Annotated in this window: 18 protein-coding genes; 11 read left to right on the top strand and 7 right to left on the bottom strand. The window is 59.7% G+C overall.

Translation table 11 applies throughout. The features are described from left to right. Positions 1–73 precede the first annotated feature (73 nt). The gene (locus tag HF682_RS00390; RefSeq protein ID WP_205881850.1) at positions 74–1,423 is read left to right on the top strand and encodes a cation:proton antiporter; all 1,350 of its coding nucleotides are present in this window, start codon (positions 74–76) and stop codon (positions 1,421–1,423) included. Positions 1,424–1,460: 37 nt separating this feature from the next. Here HF682_RS00390 and HF682_RS00385 read toward each other — a convergent pair whose 3' ends face one another. Continuing rightward, positions 1,461–2,633, bottom strand: a complete 1,173-nt coding sequence (locus HF682_RS00385) for a hypothetical protein (RefSeq protein WP_168875285.1) — start codon at positions 2,631–2,633, stop codon at positions 1,461–1,463. Between the two features lie 170 nt (positions 2,634–2,803). Between HF682_RS00385 and fnr the strand changes: the two genes are divergently transcribed. The 3 genes from fnr to HF682_RS00370 all read left to right on the top strand — a co-directional run bounded on the left by fnr (position 2,804) and on the right by HF682_RS00370 (position 5,690). Then, on the top strand, positions 2,804–3,559 hold the full coding sequence (gene fnr / locus HF682_RS00380; protein WP_168875284.1) for a fumarate/nitrate reduction transcriptional regulator Fnr: 756 nt from the start codon (positions 2,804–2,806) through the stop codon (positions 3,557–3,559). 34 nt (positions 3,560–3,593) lie between these two features. Further along, the gene (locus HF682_RS00375; protein WP_168875283.1) at positions 3,594–4,514 is read left to right on the top strand and encodes a LysR family transcriptional regulator; all 921 of its coding nucleotides are present in this window, start codon (positions 3,594–3,596) and stop codon (positions 4,512–4,514) included. A gap of 90 nt (positions 4,515–4,604) precedes the next feature. Further along, a complete protein-coding gene (locus HF682_RS00370; protein ID WP_168875282.1) occupies positions 4,605–5,690 on the top strand; it encodes a BMP family ABC transporter substrate-binding protein in 1,086 nt (361 codons plus the stop codon). Between the two features lie 74 nt (positions 5,691–5,764). Here the strand turns inward: HF682_RS00370 and HF682_RS00365 are convergent, their stop codons facing one another. Both HF682_RS00365 and HF682_RS00360 read right to left on the bottom strand, forming a co-directional pair. Further along, positions 5,765–6,319, bottom strand: coding sequence for a hypoxanthine-guanine phosphoribosyltransferase (locus tag HF682_RS00365; RefSeq protein WP_168875281.1), 555 nt, complete (start codon positions 6,317–6,319; stop codon positions 5,765–5,767). A gap of 91 nt (positions 6,320–6,410) precedes the next feature. Beyond that, on the bottom strand, positions 6,411–6,746 hold the full coding sequence (locus tag HF682_RS00360; protein ID WP_205881849.1) for a DUF2325 domain-containing protein: 336 nt from the start codon (positions 6,744–6,746) through the stop codon (positions 6,411–6,413). 146 nt (positions 6,747–6,892) lie between these two features. On the opposite strand from HF682_RS00360, the gene HF682_RS00355 reads away from it, so the two are divergent. The 3 genes from HF682_RS00355 (at position 6,893) to HF682_RS00345 (ending at position 9,674) form a co-directional block, all read left to right on the top strand. Beyond that, a complete protein-coding gene (locus HF682_RS00355; RefSeq protein ID WP_168875279.1) occupies positions 6,893–7,360 on the top strand; it encodes a peroxiredoxin in 468 nt (155 codons plus the stop codon). A gap of 48 nt (positions 7,361–7,408) precedes the next feature. Then, positions 7,409–8,827: a PhoH family protein gene (locus HF682_RS00350; RefSeq protein WP_168875278.1), complete on the top strand. Its 1,419-nt coding sequence runs from the start codon at positions 7,409–7,411 to the stop codon at positions 8,825–8,827. 73 nt (positions 8,828–8,900) lie between these two features. Beyond that, positions 8,901–9,674, top strand: coding sequence for a ParA family protein (locus HF682_RS00345; RefSeq protein WP_168875277.1), 774 nt, complete (start codon positions 8,901–8,903; stop codon positions 9,672–9,674). A gap of 6 nt (positions 9,675–9,680) precedes the next feature. Here the strand turns inward: HF682_RS00345 and HF682_RS00340 are convergent, their stop codons facing one another. Then, positions 9,681–11,183 (bottom strand): Ycf46 family AAA ATPase, encoded by a 1,503-nt coding sequence (locus HF682_RS00340; protein ID WP_168875276.1) that lies wholly within the window; start codon positions 11,181–11,183, stop codon positions 9,681–9,683. Positions 11,184–11,480: 297 nt separating this feature from the next. On the opposite strand from HF682_RS00340, the gene HF682_RS00335 reads away from it, so the two are divergent. Together HF682_RS00335 and ugpQ are read left to right on the top strand one after the other, a co-directional pair. After that, positions 11,481–13,184: a Na/Pi cotransporter family protein gene (locus tag HF682_RS00335; protein WP_168875275.1), complete on the top strand. Its 1,704-nt coding sequence runs from the start codon at positions 11,481–11,483 to the stop codon at positions 13,182–13,184. Continuing rightward, entirely contained in the window at positions 13,181–13,936 is a 756-nt protein-coding gene (gene ugpQ / locus HF682_RS00330) for a glycerophosphodiester phosphodiesterase (protein ID WP_168875274.1), read from the top strand. The genes HF682_RS00335 and ugpQ overlap by 4 nt, the downstream gene beginning before the upstream one ends. A gap of 58 nt (positions 13,937–13,994) precedes the next feature. Here the strand turns inward: ugpQ and HF682_RS00325 are convergent, their stop codons facing one another. The 3 genes from HF682_RS00325 to HF682_RS00315 form a co-directional block, all read right to left on the bottom strand. Continuing rightward, on the bottom strand, positions 13,995–15,389 hold the full coding sequence (locus HF682_RS00325) for a DUF4139 domain-containing protein (RefSeq protein WP_205881848.1): 1,395 nt from the start codon (positions 15,387–15,389) through the stop codon (positions 13,995–13,997). 232 nt (positions 15,390–15,621) lie between these two features. Next, a complete protein-coding gene (pssA, locus tag HF682_RS00320; protein ID WP_168875272.1) occupies positions 15,622–16,248 on the bottom strand; it encodes a CDP-diacylglycerol--serine O-phosphatidyltransferase in 627 nt (208 codons plus the stop codon). A gap of 89 nt (positions 16,249–16,337) precedes the next feature. Continuing rightward, positions 16,338–17,249, bottom strand: coding sequence for a DMT family transporter (locus HF682_RS00315; protein ID WP_168875271.1), 912 nt, complete (start codon positions 17,247–17,249; stop codon positions 16,338–16,340). Positions 17,250–17,369: 120 nt separating this feature from the next. Here HF682_RS00315 and HF682_RS00310 point away from each other — a divergent pair, with 120 nt between their 5' ends. Further along, positions 17,370–18,299: an AraC family transcriptional regulator gene (locus tag HF682_RS00310; protein ID WP_168875270.1), complete on the top strand. Its 930-nt coding sequence runs from the start codon at positions 17,370–17,372 to the stop codon at positions 18,297–18,299. A gap of 72 nt (positions 18,300–18,371) precedes the next feature. After that, on the top strand, positions 18,372–18,614 hold the full coding sequence (locus HF682_RS00305) for an HP1242/YdcH family protein (RefSeq protein ID WP_168875269.1): 243 nt from the start codon (positions 18,372–18,374) through the stop codon (positions 18,612–18,614). Positions 18,615–18,705: the final 91 nt, after the last annotated feature.

Raw genomic sequence — 18,705 nt, 5'->3', positions numbered from 1 at the left:
CATCTGCTAACCCGTATTGCTGCCCATCCCTGCCGCTGGCTACCATGCCAACACCCTGCCAATGGACCCTTTCATGCGCACTCCTCGCCTGATGTTACCGCTAGCCTTGCTGCTGCTGGCCTTGCCAAGCTGGGCCAGCAGCAATGCTGCCAGCACCCAGACCTTGCTGTGGGTGATGCTGATCCTGTTGCTGGCGCGCTTCTCCAGCCTGATCGAGCGCATAGGTCAGCCCGCTGTGCTGGGCGAGTTGCTGGCTGGCGTCGCGCTCGGCAATCTCGCACTGGCAGGCCTGCCGGGGCTGGATCAGGTTCACACAGACCCCGTCATCCGTTTTCTGGCCGAGCTGGGTGTAGTCATCCTGCTGTTCCAGATCGGGCTGGAATCCAATCTGCAGTCCATGAAACAAGTCGGTGGGCGCGCTTTTGCTGTGGCCACGGTGGGTGTCGTCGTGCCGTTTGCACTGGGCACGCTGCTGATCGGCCCGTGGCTACTCCCCCAAGCCGGATTAATGGCACACCTGTTTCTGGGCGCCGCACTGACGGCCACATCGGTGGGCATTACCGGCCGTGTGTTCCGTGATGCGCAGGCACTGCATACGCAAGAAGCCCGTATCGTGCTGGGGGCTGCCGTCATTGATGATGTGATGGGTCTGGTGATTCTGGCTGTGGTCGCCGGGCTGGCGAAACCCGGCAGCGTGGACGCGCTGGAGATTGCGCGGGTCAGCGCGGTGGCGCTGCTGTTTTTGATTGCAGCAGTCGTACTGGGGCGCTGGCTGACGCCACTGATCAGCCGCTTCATGGCGTCCATCCACAGTGGGCCGGCCATGCAGTTCACTTTGTTGATCAGCTTCTGCCTTGGCTTCGCCTGGCTATCCGCTGCAGCAGGCCTCGCGCCCATTGTGGGCGCTTTTGCCGCCGGATTGATTCTGGACGCCAGCTACCTGTCCCGCTTTGAAGCCGAAATGATCCGCCATGAAGTGCACAAGGTGGTGCTGAATCATGGCGCTGCGTTGGAACAGGAGGTCGACCATATCCTGAATCAGCATGCTGAACATCGCCCGATGCGGCTGATGGAGCCCATTGGTTATCTGTTGACCCCGATCTTCTTTGTGGTCACCGGCATGCAGGTCAAGCTGGATGTGTTCAGCCAGCCGCATACCCTGCTGCTCACGGCGCTGATCCTGCTGGTCGCCATTGTCGGCAAACTGTGCGCCGGGCTCGCTGCTGGCAAAAGCGACCGCTGGCTGGTGGGTTGGGGTATGGTGCCACGCGGGGAGGTCGGCTTGATTTTTGCCCAGATGGGTAAGAGTATCGGCGCCTTGAACGATGAACTCTACTCGGTGATTGTATTAGTGGTGGTGCTCAGCACACTGGTCACCCCGCCCTTGCTGGCATGGCGGCTGAAAGGATCGGCAACATACTAAGCGAAGCGTCTCCATGCTGGAGCCATCGCCCACGGTATCAGGCATGCAGGAAATAGCGGGCAAACTGATCCGCCAGTAGCCGTCCGCTCTCAGTCAGCCACAGGGTGCGATGCCGCTGCAGCAGATAGCCCGCCTTGATCCAGCCTTGCAGCTGCTTCAGCTCGGTCGCAAAGTATTGCTCGAACTGCACCATATAGGTCAGCTCAAACGTCATGAAGTCCAGATAGCCCAGACAGAGCAGTTGCTGCGCCATCGCACGCCGCATCAGGATATCCAGCGACAGCTTGCGCGCCGCTGCCAACGGGCGCTTGCCCTGCTGCAGCTGTTTGAGGTAGGCAGCCTCAGGGCTGTTCCAGCCTTGGACCGCACCCAGCAAGGTACTGGCCCCGGGTCCCAGCCCGATCCACTCGCCATCCTCCGCGATCAGATCGCCCTCCCCGGTCAACATCAAGCGCCCGAGGCGCTGCGCATGCCGCCATGGGTCATCTGCTCGGGTAAACCAGCCGCCCGCCAGATGGCCATAACCCAGCTCATCCAGCCATTGCAGCACCTGATACAGCTGTTCTTTTTGTTGCAATAGCTGGCTGGCGGATACGGCTGCCGCCACCACACCCCGCAAGCAAAGCCGGGCGGGCTGCATGAGCAACAAGGCATGCACCTGCGCCATGGCCTCCGCATCCATGAGCTGTCCCAGCCACAGTTCCACACCGACCCTGCCGCCAGCCTGTTGCAACACAGCGGGCAGTACGGTGAGGCATGAGGCATGGAAACCGGGCTCGCCCCCCGCCATGCTGCGCAGCATCACGTCTGCGCCAGGCACGCCTGAGCAATCCGGCACATCCGCCTGCCCCAGATACAGTACGATGCCACAAGGCATACTTGGAGACACGGAGTCACGCCGCTGCAGCCAGTCGGCCAGCGCCAGCGCAAAAACCTGTGGATGCGCTGACACATGCAGCTGCATCTGGGTCGGTTGACGCTTGCCCAGCAAGGCGCACCACTGCTGCCACTCCAGCGTAATGGCCTCTTGTACAGGCTGAACTGCCGCCGGCTTACGCGGCCAGCACTCCGTCATGCACAGCGCGGGCGGCAGACGGCCGATCGCCGGGCGCGACCAGGCTCGCCCGACGGCTGCGTCATTCAGCCGGGGTTGTCGAATCTGGCGAAGTGCGGGGAAGGCGGCGATGTCGTCCATGTTGAAAGACAACATTTGTCCCCAGCCACGTGGGACGGCCACTGTCGGAAAATCCGCATTCAGGCTATGATGTTGACCAAGCGAGAGGACGGGCATGGTTGGGTCGGGGTTGTGAGCAGTTTTTGCCACTATGCCCATCCACCGCCCGTTCGTGGTTGACCTGTATCAACACCTACCGATTTGGCATGAACCATACCTCCACCATCCCTATTCAGGAAGTTTCCCTCAAGCACCTCAAGGTAGCGTGCTCCAGTTGTAGCCTGCGCGAGCTGTGTTTGCCGCTGGGCCTGAACAGTGATGAAATGAACCAGCTGGAAACCGTCATCACCCAGCGCGTCAAAGTCAAAAAGGGCGAGCCGCTGTATCGGGCTGGTGATGCCATGCGCTCCCTGTTTGCGGTGCGACTGGGTTTCTTCAAGATGAGCGTGCTGTCAGAAGATGGCCGCGAGCAAGTCACCGGTTTCCAGATGGCAGGCGAATTGCTGGGGCTGGACGCCATCAGCACCGAGACACACAGCTGCGGTGCGATTGCGCTGGAAGACTCCGAGGTCTGCGAGATTCCGTTTGCCGACCTGGAGGAACTGAGCCGGCATATCCCCTCCTTGCAGAATAATTTCTACAAGGTGCTGTCCCGTGAAATCGTACGAGACCATGGCGTCATGATGTTGCTGGGTAATATGAAGGCCGAGGAACGCCTGGCTGCTTTCCTGCTGAACCTGTCACAACGCTTTGCCTTACGCGGTTACTCCTCCCGCAGCTTTGTGCTGCGCATGACGCGTGAGGAAATTGGCAGCTATCTGGGGCTCAAGCTGGAAACCATCAGTCGCGGCTTCTCGCGTTTCCAGGAACAGGGGCTGATCCGGGTCCACAACAAGGAAATCGAAATCCTGGACCTGCCCGCCCTGAAACAGGTGTTGTCGGGATGTTCAGGCAAGGCCTGACCCTGCACACTTCAGGACACAGGAAGGTCTGTAGATGCTGCGCCTGAGTCTGGATGCCCTCACCGTTCTGGATACCATCGATCGCCAGGGCAGCTTTGCTGCCGCGGCTGAAGTGCTGCACCGCGTGCCGTCTGCGATTACCTATATCGTGCAGAAGCTTGAGCAGGATATGGATGTCAAGCTGTTTGACCGCAGCGGGCATCGCGCACGGCTCACACCGGCCGGGCAGGAATTACTACGAGAAGGCCGCCACCTGCTGCGTGCGGCAGGTGAGCTGGAAAGCCGGGTCAAGCGGGTAGCCACAGGTTGGGAGACCGAGCTGTCCATTGCCATGGACACCATCTTCCCCAGTACGGCACTGCTACCCATACTGGCGGATTTCTATGCACAAGGTAGCGGCACCCGTATCCGCATCACTCATGAGGTATTGGGGGGAACCTGGGATTCGCTGCTGACCCGACGCTCGGATCTGGTGGTTGGCGCGCCGGGTGACGCTCCGGCGGGCGGCGGTTTCTCCACCCGTACCATCGGGTCGCTGGATTTTGTGTTCTGTGTCGCACCCAATCATCCTCTGGCCGAATTGCCGGAGCCTCTGCAGCCACAAGACATCCTGTGGCATCGCTCGGTTGCCGTCGCGGATACCTCACGCAGCCTGCCGCCACGTTCATCCGGCATTCTCAGTGGTCAGGAAATCCTGCATGTCCCCGACATGCGGACCAAACTGACGATCCAGCTCAGCGGTCTGGCCTGTGGCTATCTGGCGCGTGAGCTGGCTGAACCTTATGTGCGAGAAGGTCGCTTGATCCACAAGCAAGTGGTGGATCAACGCTTACCCCACCCTTTCCATCTGGCCTGGCGAGCCAGCGATAGCGGCAACGCCCTGCAGTGGTGGCTAAAGCGGCTTGATCAACCCGACCTGATGCAGAAGCTGCTGCATCCCCCCGTCATGCTGTAAACGGTCTACAATTCATGACAACCCGGCCGTCTGGCCGCCCCGCATACCCCCCACCGTCACGGTGCAACTTTTGATGCAAAGGAGCAACTTGTGGTTATTTCGCGCAGAACCGTACTCAAACAGCTGACTGCCGCCCTCGTGGTGAGTGGGGTCATTGGCGTGGCACATGCTGCCGAGCCCTTCAAGGTGGGCTTCGTCTATGTAGGCCCGGTGGGCGATGCTGGCTGGACCTACGCCCATGATCAAGGCCGTCAGGCCGTCGAAAAGATGTTCCCAGGCAAGGTAAAAACCACGTTTGTGGAAAGCGTACCGGAAGGGGCGGATGCCGAACGGGTGATCCGCAAGCTGGCGCAAGATGGCAACAAGGTGATCTTTACCACCTCCTTTGGCTATATGAACCCGACGCTGAAGGTGGCCAAGCAGTTCCCGAACACCGTGTTCCTGCACGCCACCGGCTTCAAGAGTGACAAGAACGTCGGCACCTACGATGTCCGCACCTATGAAGGTGCCTATCTTGCCGGTTATGTGGCGGGCCTGACCAGCAAGACCAGCAAGCTGGGCGTGGTGGCCTCGGTACCGATTCCGGAAGTGGTACGCAATATTGACGCCTTCACCCTGGGTGCTCGCGCCAACAACCCGAAAGCCACCGTCAAGGTGATCTGGATCAACAGCTGGTACGACCCGGCCAAGGAACGCCAGGCGGCTGAAACCCTGATCGCCCAAGGTGTGGATACCCTGATGCAGAACACCGATTCCGCTGCCGTGGTACAAACCGCGCAGGAGAAGAAGGTGAAAGCCTTCGGTTGGGATTCCGACATGACCAAGTTCGGTGCTGATGCCCACCTGGCTGCCAGCCAGATCAATTGGGGGGTGTACTACACCAAGGCCGTCAAGGCTGCGATGGATGGCAACTGGAAGAACGAACCGATCTGGTGGGGCCTGAAGGAAGGCATGATCGATCTGGGCGCACTGAACAAGAGCCTGCCGGACGATGTGAAGAAGAAGGTGGCCGCTCGCCGTGCCGACATCATCTCCGGCAAAGCCCCGATCTTCGCCGGTCCGATCAAGGACAACACCGGTGCCGTGAAAGTGGCCGCAGGCAAAACCATGTCTGATGGCGACATGCATGGCATTACCTGGTATGTGGAAGGCGTGGAAGGCACAGTGCCGAAGTAAGATGGTGACAGCCAACAAAAAAACCGGCCATCTGGCCGGTTTTTTTGTTGGCTGCACGAAGCAAACAGGCTGGCTTACAGCCCTTTCACCGCATAGATACCTGGTGCGTTACGCCAGTAGCCTTTGTAATCCATGCCAAAACCGAACAGAAAGCGGTCGGCCACTTCCAGCCCAATGAAATCAGCCTTGATGCCCGGTGCCTTGCGATCATGCAGCTTGTCCACCAGCACGGCCACCAGCACCTCGGCTGCACCTTCTTCCCGACAGTAACGCACGATTTCTGCCAGGGTATGCCCTTCATCCAGAATATCATCCACCACCAGAACGGTACGGCCTTTGACCGGCTCCGTCGGCTTCACCACCCAGGCCAGACGCCCACCCGAAGTTTCTTTGCCATAGCGGGTGGCATGCAGGTACTCGCACTGCAGGGGAAAGGTCAAACGCGGCAACAATTGACCCGTAACGATCAGCCCGCCATTCATCACACAGAACAGCAAAGGGTCTTGATCTGCCAGCCGGCTGGTAATCTGGCTGGCCATGCGGGCCAGTGCTGCCTCGACCTCGGCGTGGTCATGCAGGCAATCAGCTTCATCCAGTACGCGCTGGGCTTCAATATGGGCGTTCGACATGGTCGGGATTCACGGCTTATGCAAAGCGGCATTTTAAACTACCCGGCCCGCCGGTTAAAGGGTGGTGAACCGTATTTCCCGTTTGGCCCGCTCAATGGTTGCGTTTGCCAGACTGCTTGGGGCAACCTTGGCACGGCTGGCCGATGCCACACTGCACCAGCGTTTCCTTGATGGCACAGACAGAGCGTCGGCACGCCATCACCGGCACCCCATTCTCTTGCGCCAGAGCCCGGAAATGGCGCATCACATTGTGACCCAGGAAATCCGTGAACAGGATCAGCAACTGGGTATCTTTGGGCAAGCCCGGCAGCTTGCGCTGGTGCGATGCATTGCGACCCGTGATGTGACGTGAAATCTGGATGCCATGGTCCAGCAGCAGCTGCGGAATGTTACCCAGGGTATCGGCACCGATGATCATGGCGTTCATGTTTGCATCCATATATTAATGATAACCATTATCATTATATTATGTGGCAGGCATGCCATGTCAAGTCTGGTATCAGGCTGCGCGAACCCCTTGCATCCCCGCACAGAATCAGCGATGCTGAACACTGAAGCCTCATGGAGTCCTGCATGCTGAACCAGACTGTACTTTCGTTCACCGCCGCAGCCAGTGGCGTAAATCCGTTCCACTTCTCACCCGGCCAAGGCCGTTGGCTGGTTCTCTACTTCTACCCCAAGGACAGCACGCCCGGTTGCACCAACGAGGGCAACGATTTCCGCGACCTGCACGCCGAATTTGCTAGCCTGCAAGCCGATGTGGTGGGCGTCTCGCGTGACTCGGTCAAATCGCACGACCGCTTTCGCGAGAAGATGGGCTATCCGTTTCCGCTGCTGGCGGATACCGATGAAGCCCTGTGCACCCTGTTTGACGTAATCCGCATGAAGAACATGTATGGCAAACAGGTGCGCGGTATTGAGCGCAGCACCTTCCTGATCGACCCCGCAGGCGTACTGGTGGAAGCCTGGCGCGGGGTCAAGGTACCCGGCCATGCGGCCAACGTACTGGCCACCTTGAAAGCGCGTGTCATGCAAGCGTAATCTGTTCACCGTAGCGTGTCCTTGTCCAACAACGAAAGGAAATTCCGCATGGGTAGCCCGGCCAAGCGCAGCAAGAAAAGCCCCGTCGCCACCAAGCTGTTCGTTCTGGATACCAACGTGCTGATGCACGACCCTACCAGCCTGTTCCGTTTCGATGAGCACGACATCTTCCTGCCGATGATGACGCTGGAAGAACTGGACAACAACAAGAAGGGCATGTCGGAAGTCTCCCGCAATGCCCGTCAGGCCAGCCGCTTCCTCGATCAGATGGTCAGCGGCACCGAAGGCACCCTGGACCAGGGCATTCCACTGGCGGAACCCTCTCAAGGTGGTGCCACCGGCAATCTGTTCCTGCAAACCGCCCCGCTCGCCCCCACTACCCCGGCCCACCTGCCGCTCGGCAAGGCCGACAACCTGATCCTGTCGGTGGTCGCCGCCCTGCGCGAGCAGCACCCTGGGCGGCAAGTCATTCTGGTGTCGAAAGACATCAATATGCGCATCAAGTCCCGCGCGCTGGGCATTGCAGCCGAGGACTACACCAACGACAAGGTACTGGAAGACACCGACTTGCTGTACACCGGCTTCCAGGAATTGCCTGCCGATTTCTGGGATGCACACAGCAAGGGCATGAGCAGTTGGCAGGAAGGAGGGCGTACCTTCTACAAGCTGAGCGGACCTCTGTGCAAGTCCTTGATGGTCAATGAATTTTTGTTTGGCGGTGGCCAGGAGGATTTCAGTGCCATCGTGCGAGAGCAAACTGGCAAGACGGTGGTGCTGGAAACCCTGAAGGACTATACCCATCAGAAGAACAATGTCTGGGGTATCACCGCGCGTAACCGTGAGCAGAATTTCGCCCTCAACCTGTTGATGGACCCGAATATTGATTTCGTCACCCTGCTGGGGCAGGCCGGTACCGGCAAAACCCTGATGACACTGGCAGCCGGTCTGGCGATGACGCTGGAGAAGAAGCTCTATACGGAAATCATCGTCACTCGCGTTACCGTACCGGTTGGCGAGGACATCGGCTTCCTGCCGGGGACAGAAGAGGAAAAGATGACGCCTTGGATGGGCGCGCTGGAAGACAATCTGGATGTCCTTAACCAGAGCGACCAGGAAGCCGGGGAATGGGGCCGCGCCGCCACCCGTGACCTGATTCGAGCCCGTATCAAGGTGAAATCCCTGAATTTCATGCGCGGGCGCACCTTTCTCAACAAGTTTGTGATCATCGACGAAGCCCAGAACCTGACCTCCAAGCAGATGAAGACGTTGATCACCCGTGCCGGCCCCGGCACCAAGATCATTTGCCTCGGCAATATCGCGCAGATTGATACGCCGTACCTGACGGAGGGCAGCTCCGGCCTGACCTATGTGGTGGACCGTTTCAAGGGTTGGGCGCACTCCGGACACGTGACCCTGCAACGCGGCGAGCGTTCTCGCCTTGCCGATTACGCAGCAGAGACGCTATAGTCAAACGGATATCCATCCGAAGCAGCGGCACCAATCTGGTGCCGCTGCACACCCATAGGGAACGCGCGCGTCCATGAGCATGCTGGCGGTATTCAATCAGAAAGGTGGCGTCGGCAAGACCACCACAGCCTTCAACCTGGCGGCAGCCATGCGCCGGGACAATGTCCACCCCTTGATGATCGACCTGGACCCCCAGTGCCATCTGACCATGCTGTCTGGCGCACAAACCCAGCTCGGCACCTCGCTGTACGGCTTCTACAAGGGTGAGAAATACCTAACGGACCTGATCCAGCAATTGCCCAACGGGCTGAACCTGATCCCTTCGCATATTGAGCTGTGCAAGATCGACATGTTGCTGGGCAAGGAAACCAAGATTGCCACCAAGCTCAAACATGCCATTCATGATGAAATGCTGGCGACGCCGGATATGCCCATCATCATGGACTGTTGTCCGATGCTGGGGGTGCTGTCGGTCAACGCCATTGTGGCCAGTGAACGCGTACTGGTGCCCGTGGCCGCTGATTTTCTGTCCTACCAGGGCGCGGTGCAGCTGACCAATACGCTGCAAGGGCTGGAAGCCGTCCTCAAGCGCCCCATCAAACGCCGCTATGTGCTGACCCGCTTCAATGAGCGCCGCAAGTTCGTGAAAGACATCATCGGCAAGCTGCAGGATACGTTTGGCGACGATCTGTGCCAGACCCGCATTCATGAGAGTGCCAGCCTGGCGGAGGCACTGGCCTGCGGCAAGGATGTGTTCAGCTACAACCCGGCCAGCCGCGCCGCCAAGGATTACGCCAACCTGTTCGACGAACTGGTCAGCAGCGGCTTTCTGCCGATTGGCGACTGAAGCCGCTCAGACAGCTTCTACCGCAGGGCCGTCCGCCCGCACGGCCCGGTCCTCTGCCCACGCCCGCATGGCATCCAGTTTTTCGGCCATCACCACCGAGAGCGGGCGTGTGCGCCCCAGCTCCGTCTGCAGGATGGCGGTGTTCAGCGTGGCTTGCTGAGCGTGAGCCGCATACAGACCAGCGACAATGGACTGCTCGATCTCGGAGCCGGAAAACCCCTCAGCAGCCTGCGACAGCGCGGCAAGATCAAACTGCTGCTCATCCAGTTGGCGACGTTGCAGGTGGATGGTGAAAATGGCCTGCCGATCCGCATCACCCGGCAAATCCACAAAGAAGATTTCGTCCAGCCGTCCCTTGCGTACCAGCTCAGGAGGCAGCGGGTCGATGTCGTTGGCTGTGGCCACTAGAAAGACGGGGCGCTTGCGCTCAGCCATCCAGGTCAGCAGCGTCCCCAGCATGCGGCGCGACGAGCCACCATCAAAACTGCCGTCACCGCCGTGGATGCCTTTCTCCAGCTCGTCGATCCACAGCACGCAGGGTGACATGGCATCCGCCGTAGCCAGCGCTTGCCGCAGATTGCGCTCGGTTTCACCGAAGAACTTGTTGTACAGCACGCCAAAATCCAGTCGCAGCAAGGGCAAACCCCAGCTCCCGGCCACGCATTTGGCGGCCAGGCTTTTGCCACAGCCCTGAATCCCGGTCAGCAGAATACCCTTGGGTACATCCAGCCCCTGCACTTCACCAAAAAAAGCCGGGCGACGTAACGCCAGCCAGTCTTTCAAGGCAGACAAGCCACCCAGTTCGGCAAAGCGGGCGGTATCCGACTCCAGCGACAGGATGCTGTCGTGGTTCAGCATGTCATTCTTGGCCTGCTGGGTACGTACCAGATCCTCGCGGGTGATGGCCCCATCGTTCTGGATGGCTTCCCGCACCAAGCGACGCGCATCTTCCAGCGTCATGCCCACCAGTAGCCGATTCATTTGCTGCAAGGCGGCAGGCTCCGCCTTGACCTTGCTGCCATGCATGCGCGCCCACTGCTCCGCCTCCTCCCGCATCATCTGATAGAGGTCGTCATAACTGGGCAAGTCCAGGCTGAAACTGGTGGCAAAACGCTGCAGCTCGGGGGGCAGGCTCAAGGCATGGCTGATAAATACCAGCGTACGATCGGTACGTTGCCGCCCCTGCAGAATGTTCTTCACCAGCCGCACATTGACCGGGTCATCCAGAAAGGGATGGGCATCGAAAAACAGAAACACCCCGTTTTGCGGGCTTTTGTACAGATGCCCCAGCGCCAGCGTCAGCTGATAGGTATCCAATACCCGCTCGGGCTCGCCAAACTTGAGCCGCGCCAGACCGTCCGCCACGTTCCAGCCAAACAAGGGCCAGTCATGCTTGGCGGCCAAGAGTTCCAGCATGTCACGAAAGCGCGCCTCTTCATGGGTTTCCACCACGATGATCGGGTAGTGCGCGCGGATCAGCAGCTCAAAGCGTTCCGGGTCTTGTTTCATGCGTTGATCATAGCACGACCACTGAACGGGGCGGCACACCACCTTTGATCGGAAAATTCAATGCCTAAAATCGTCAAAGCCGATAGTTGATGCGCACCGGTCATCTTGATAGCTAAATGTGACATATTGATGACAAAACGAACATTTTCGCACTTCAGCGTTCCCCCGCCAGAAACACTGATCCGGAAAGGCTCACACACGAAGTCGCACACAGAATGACCATGTTCGTTTCGCCACAAGCATCATCAGACACTACACTGAAGTAATGGTGACTTCAGACATGACCTGGAACAAGCCATGTTGACCTTGCTGAATCTGTTTGGTGCCGTTGCCCTGTTGATCTGGGGCACGCATATGGTGCAAACCGGCATCCTGCGTGCCTGGGGGGTACCGCTGCGCCGCTGGCTGGGACATAGCGTCAACCACAAAGGCACCGCTTTCCTCTCTGGCCTGACCATGACGGCCCTGATCCAGAGTGGCACGGCCACCACCCTGATGATGTCGGCGTTTGTAGCGCAAGGGCTGATTCAAACCCACGCCGCCATGGCCGTGGTACTGGGCGCCGATGTCGGCTCCAGCCTGATCGCCCAGGCGTTCTCGCTGCGCATTACCTGGATTTCGCCGCTACTGATTTTCATTGGCGTGGCACTGTTCCGTGCGGACCGAACCACCACTTCACGCAATGCAGGGCGCGCCGCCATTGGCCTGGGCCTGATGATGCTGGCCCTGCAACTGATCGGGCATACCATGCTGCCGATCAGCCACAGCCCGATCATCCAGCAGATTTTCAAAACCCTGACCGGTGACCTGCTGCTGGACATGGCTTTGGCCGCCTTGCTGACCTTGCTGGCCCACTCCAGCCTGGCGATCGTACTCTTGATTGTGTCACTGGTGGGCTCGGAGTCAATCTCGCCTGGGCTAGGCTTTGCCCTGGTGCTGGGCGCCAACCTCGGTAGTGCCATGACACCGATGCTGTCCAGCTCAGGCACGGGTAATGCTGCCCGCCGGGTGCCGCTGGCCAACCTGATTTTCAAGCTCAGCGCCTGTGTGCTGGTGATGCCGTTCTTGCGCTATCTGCCGGAGTGGCTGGCCCTGCTGGATGACGACCCGGCGCGGCAGATGCTGCACTTTCATACCCTGTTCAATCTGGCCACAGCGGTGCTGTTCATTGGCCTGACCGGCCCGGTTGCCAAGCTGACCGAGCGCATCCTGCCGAATAGCGCCAGTAGCGATGATCCCGCCCAGCCCCGCTACCTTGACCCGAATGTGATCAATACCCCGGAAGTGGCGGTCAGCTGCGCCGCCCGCGAGGCACTGCGCATTGGCGACTTGATCGACCAGATGCTGCGGCATTCGCAACAGGTGCTGTGCCAGAACGAGGAAAAGCTGGTTCGCCCGGTGGAGCAGATGGAAAGCGGGGTCGACAGCCTGTACAAGGCGATCAAGTTCTACCTGATGCAGGTCAACCGCGAAGAGCTGTCCACGGTTGAGAACCAGCGCTGGGCCGACATCATTTCGCTGACCATCAATCTGGAGCATATCGGCGACATTATCGACAAGAACCTGATGGACCTGGCGCGGCGCAAGATTCGCGGCCAGCTCAGCTTCTCCGAATCCGGCAATGAAGAGATCCGCGAGCTGCACGACCGACTGATCAATAATCTGCGTCTGGGCCTGAACCTGTTTATGCATCCGGATGTGAAGAATGCCCAGCGTCTGCTGGAGGAAAAATCCCGCTTCAATGAGCTGGAGCGCCTGTACGCCGAAAACCACCTGCAGCGGCTGACCAACAATATGCTGCCCAGCGTGGAGACCAGCGCGCTGCATCTGGATGTCATCCGTGACCTGCGCCGTATCAACTCACACGTCTGCGCGCTGGCGTATCCGATCCTTGACGCTGCAGGCATGTTGACCAAAAATCGCTTGCGGCAGCAAAACCTTGAGCCCGAAGTGGCGGGCCCTGCCAAATCCCGTCGTCGTAGCCTGAAAGGAAGTACATGACCCTGCAAGCCTGGCCCTACCCTGCCCTGTTTGCTCACCGTGGGGGTGGCTATCTGGCCCCCGAGAATACGCTGCCCGGCATGGCCGAGGCCGTTGCGCGCGGCTTTCATGCCGTAGAGTTTGACGTCAAACTCTCGTCCGACAATCACACCTTCCTGCTGCACGACGACAGTATCGACCGTACCAGCAATGGTCGCGGCCTGGCTGCACGCATGACGCTGGCCGAACTGCAGCAAGCCGATGCCGGCAGCTGGCATGGTAGCCGCTTCGCTGGCACCGTCTTCCCGCGTTTTGCAGAAGTCGCCCGCTACTGCCAGCAACATGGCCTGCGGGCCAATGTGGAAATCAAGCCCTGCCCGGGCCGTGATCGAGAGACAGGCGAGCAGGTGGCCCGCGAAGCGGCCCAGCTGTGGGCGGGCCAGCCGGTGCCTCCACTGCTGTCTTCCTTCTCGTGGGAAGCACTGGTAGCCGCTCGTGATGCCGCGCCCCACCTGCCGCGCGGCTGGCTGGTCGAAGAATGGCCAGAGGATTGGGAAGCGCGACTGCGCGAACTGGGCTGCCTGTCGTTTAACTGTGATTACCTGATTCTGACTGCGGAGCGGGTGGCTGCCATCAAGGCAGCAGGCTACCGGGTGATGGCGTACACCGTGAACGACGCCGATCGGGCCCGTGAGTTGCTGTCCTGGGGCGTAGACGGCCTGTTTACCGACGCGCTGGACAGCTTGCGCGAAGCCATCTTGCGTCAAGACTGAGTGCGGGAGTACCCTGCAGGTCGGCAGCGCCGACCCGCAGGCGACCTCTCAAGTCGGATCAATAACGAACTAGCGCCCGGTACTTCAGGGTGGTACTGCCTTCACCCGGGACCGTAATGCGCCAGTCCGACGTATTGCTGGCGGTTTTCTGGTGCGGGTGACTTTCGCTCAGCACTTGCCAGTCCCCTGGCATCGGCTCACGCACCGTCACCGTCACCGCCTCCTTCTTGGCGTTCTTCAGCACCACTTCGAACGCCGCCTCAAAGATGTAGTTGTACTTGCCGTTGCCGCCCACCTTCTTGAAGTCGGTCTGCTTCTTGTCGGCGGTCACATCAAACGCCTCACCCAGCTTGAGGCGAATCTTTTCGTTCTTCGGCGTGTGGTCAATGTGATCCTCGCCAACAAACTGGGCATTACCGGCCCGGTCTTTCTTGTAGACACGGATCACCCCCGCCGGCAGCGGCATGCCCAAGCGAGAGGCCTCTTTGTTGTCGAACTCGACAAACACGCCCACCTTCATCTTCTGCCCCAGGTCACCATAGCTGCTGGAGTAGTAGTAGTCATTACCTTGCAGCAGCAGCTCCTTGCGCGCCGGTACCCCCGCACCACTCAGCAATGCCACCTGCTTGGTCTGACTCTCAGCGATGGTGGTCGGACGGTCCAGTGTATACAGGTGGTATTCGAACAGCGACTCCTCCGCGAAGCGCTCCTTCTTTGCCATGTCCATCATCGGTGCCGCGGCCATCATCGGCTTGGGTGCCCCGCGCATACGCTCTTCTACCCGGTTCACATCACCCGCCACCAGTTGCAGTTTGGCATTGCGGTAGCTGGCGCCACTCTGATTGTTCAAGGTTACCCAACCGGAGATATCCAGCTGGTCTTCCTTGTCGGCCAGCTCCACCACGTAGTCTGCTTTCCACGACAAGCCACCGGTGAGATAGCTCAGCTCCATCTGCTGCTGCTCTGCGCCCTGATTATCCAGCTGCATCACCAAGGTAGGCCGGTCGCGCAGATTGGGCGGTACATCGTCAAACACCAGACGGCCCGGCACGCCGGTTTCGATACGATCACCAATCTTCAGTACCACGCCCTGATTAGCGGCCAGTACCTGTGCCCGCTCGACCGTTTCCACACCCGTGGTCGGGTGGGTCTTGATCACACTGACACTGCGCCCTACGTACTTTTCCAGCAGCTTTTGTGGCGTCAGCAGGTCATAGTCAAAGTTCTGCTCCAGTACTGACAGCTTGCCCGGTGACGTAACACTGCGCAGCAGCGCCGTTTCCGGGCGCATGCGGGCACTGACGTCACGGAAAGCCAAGGCGAGGCTGCCGCGCTTCACGCCCACATTGCGCAGGTCTTTCACCAGCGCCAGATCCTGGTTGTAGATGGTTACAGCCACTTCTTGCTGCTCATTCAGGCTACTGGTTTGTTCAGCGGCATCGGCGACAGTCATGCAGGCACTCCCGAGTAAAAGCATGGACAAGGCAACTTGACGAGACATGGAATCATTCCTTTTGATGGGCTGGGATACCTCCGGCACGACAGCTGGCTGCCATTCTGCCGGAGCACTTGCAGACTGAAACGGGCAAGATGGCCCGACGGGGTTAAAGCAGCAGAAGATTTTTTGAGCAACCGGAAGATCGGATGGCTGGCATGCCTCCTGAATGGAGGCATGCGCTCGCTCATCAAAGCTTGGGGATACGGATACGGCTGATCATCAGCGAGCCGGACACGGCATAGACCAGCACCAGCGGGTGCAGGTCATGCCCCATGACCTTCAGCACGCCAAACCACAGTTGGTCGCCCAGCGCGCCACAGGCGGCTGCAATCACCAGCATCAGCACCAGCAGAATGGAGGTCGGGATCGGCGTGCCTTCAAAGTACTTGACCTTGTCGCCCCCCTCAGCGAGCGCCTCAGCCGTGACGTTGTAGCGGGCCAGCCGGGACACGCCGCAGGCTACGAAATAGCCCAGCACAATGCGGTCATACATGCCCTGCATGCCGCAGCCATAGGCCAGCACCGCTGGCGCCACCCCGAACGAGATCACGTCCGCCAGCGAATCCAGCTCACGGCCCATCGCCGAGCTTTTCTGCCGCCAGCGCGCAATGCGACCATCCAGCACATCAAATATCAGTGCCAGCAGCACCAGCGCACCGGCAAAATACACATGCAATACCTGCTGCCGCTGCAGGTAGGTCATGACCGAGAACAGCGCACCCACCCCGCAGATGGCATTGCTGAGGGTGAACCAGTCAGCCAGATGGAAGTCCCGGATCATCGACAGGGGGCGCGGTGGCGGCAGTGCAGTCATGAATCAGCCTTGCAGGGAAAGATCATGCCAGAACCATACCACAAGCCAGCCCCTGCGCGCCAAACTCCTGCTGCCACCATCCCTTTGGGTCAGCCGGGCTGGAGCTGTCGCCCGGTCAGCATCGCCCACAAGGCACGGCGGGCATTCGCCAGCCCGATCAGGTTCCCCGCCACCACCAGCAGCAGGCCCAATACCGTCCAGCCTGTCCATTGATACTGTTCAAACAGGCTGGAGGCCACCAGCGCCACCACCGGGAACAGCAAGGTGCAGTAGGCGGCTCGATCAGGCCCGATACGTCCCACCAGCATCAGGTAGGCAGTAAATCCAATCACCGATCCCGGAATGGCCAGATACACCAGAGCAGAAAGGTAGCGCGGCGTCCACTCCGGCTCAAACGACAAACCTGCCAGCAAGCTGCCCACCGTCAGGATGGTGGCCCCCACCAGCATGGCCCAGGCATTGGTAAACAGCGGTGTCAACCCCATGCCCTGCATCCGGCTGGACAGCAGATTGCCACTGGAAAAGCAGATCGTGCCGAGCGCCGCCACCAGTACGCCTTGCCCCATGCCAGCCTGCCAGTGTCGCCATTCCGGCAGGAACAGGCAAACGATGCCGGCCAGCCCCACCACCGCGCCGACCAGCACGCTGGGCTGCATCTCCCGCTTCAGGAACAGCTTGCCATTGATGGCATTCAGAATCGGGGCCAGTGAGAAAATCACCGCTACCAGCCCGCTCGGCACGGTCTGCTCGGCATGGTAGAAACACAGAAAGTTCAGGCAGAACAGCGCCACCCCTTGTGCCAGCACAAACGGCATGGCCGCCTTGGGTGGCAGGCGCCACTCACGGCGCAACAGCAGCACCAGCATCAGCACCAGGCTGGCCAGCAGAAAGCGCCAGGCGATGGACACCGGCACCGGTACCACGCCCAGCTGCCACTTGATGGCGAGCCAGGTGGTCCCCCAGATCAATACAGTCACAACATACAGCATGAGGTTGAACATGAAACGACTCCTTGTCTTGTCGTTTCATTGTGAACACCGTAGCCGTGCGCAGTTGTCCATTCTTGCGCATATCTGCCATACGGCATTCACAGCCTTACGCCATCTCCCTATACTGAAGCCATGGACGTTTCGACCACACCTGCCCTGTTGCAACCTGCTGACCAGCTGCATTCGGTATTCCGTACCCTGAACGACACCAATGCGCAGCTGGAGCGTTTTGTCTGGCTGGGTGACCATCTGGCGGCCGCCATCTGGCATCGCAAGACCCATGAGGACGAGACCTGCTACAACCACCCCGGTCACCACACCCTGTCTTTCTATCTGAACGGCGGCGAGGAGACCGAGCGTGAGCGAGTACCCCGCTATGGCGCGCCTCAATACCTTTGCACCCTGCCGGGAGAGCATGAGTCGCGCTGGTGGGTGCGCGGCGAGCTGCGCTTCCTGCACCTCTACTTCCTGCCGGAGCACTTTACCCAGCGCGCCGTACAGGAGCTGGACCGTGAGCCCCGCGAGCTGACGCTGGCGGATCGCACCTACTTTGAACATCCGCAACTGGCTGCCGCTTGCCAGCAACTGGTGCAGACAGACTGGCAACACCCGGATGGCCTGCTGCAGGCCAACGGCCAGGCGCACGACATCCTCAGCATGCTGCTGCGCAGCCAGTCGGCCTTGCGTGCCCCGGCGAGCAAGGGAGGGCTGTCGGTCGCGGTGCGGCGGCGCCTGGCGGACTATATTGACGCCCAGTTGCAGCTGCCACTCACGCTGGGGCAGCTGGCAGCTGAAGCCAACCTGTCCGAGTTTCATCTGGCACGCATGTTCAAAGTGTCGTTCGGCATGACACCGCAGCAATGGATCAGCGCCCGCAGGCTGGAGCTGGCGCGTACGCTGCTGCAGCACAGTGACCTTCCACTTGAGCAGCTCGCCCAGCGCTGCGGCTATGCCAATGCCAGCCATTTCAGTCACCGCTTCAAAGCGAGTGTGGGTACCAGCCCGGGGCAGTATCGCCAGTCCATGCGATCACCACGCTTCCTCCCTGGTGGAGAGGCTTGACCTTGATCAAATCTGCAACAGCAGCAAGCCCCTACACTGATTCCAGCAACGTCCCCTACTGGAGTCATCAACATGCATGTCGAACATCATCCCTTAGCTGCAGAATTCCCTGAGCTGCGCGATCAGATCCACCTGCTGAAAACCGGTAATGCGCATTTTTCCCGGCTGCTGGAAGAGTACGAAGCCATTGATAAAGCCGTATGCCGTGCTGAAGATGGCATCGAAGCGGCGGCAGACCATGTGGTCGAAGGCATGAAGCGGCAACGTCTGCACCTGAAAGACCAGCTTTACTCCCTGCTCAAGACCAGCAGCTGACCCTGCTTTTCCGGCACCACAAGGTGCCGGAAAACATCTACAAATCAATACATTGCAACACCCTGTAGTTCATGGGAGAATACTGGCCCTT

The sequence above is a fragment of the Leeia aquatica genome (genome assembly GCF_012641365.1).
GTDB lineage: Bacteria > Pseudomonadota > Gammaproteobacteria > Burkholderiales > Leeiaceae > Leeia > Leeia aquatica.
This window is presented reverse-complemented; position numbering and strand designations above follow the sequence as displayed.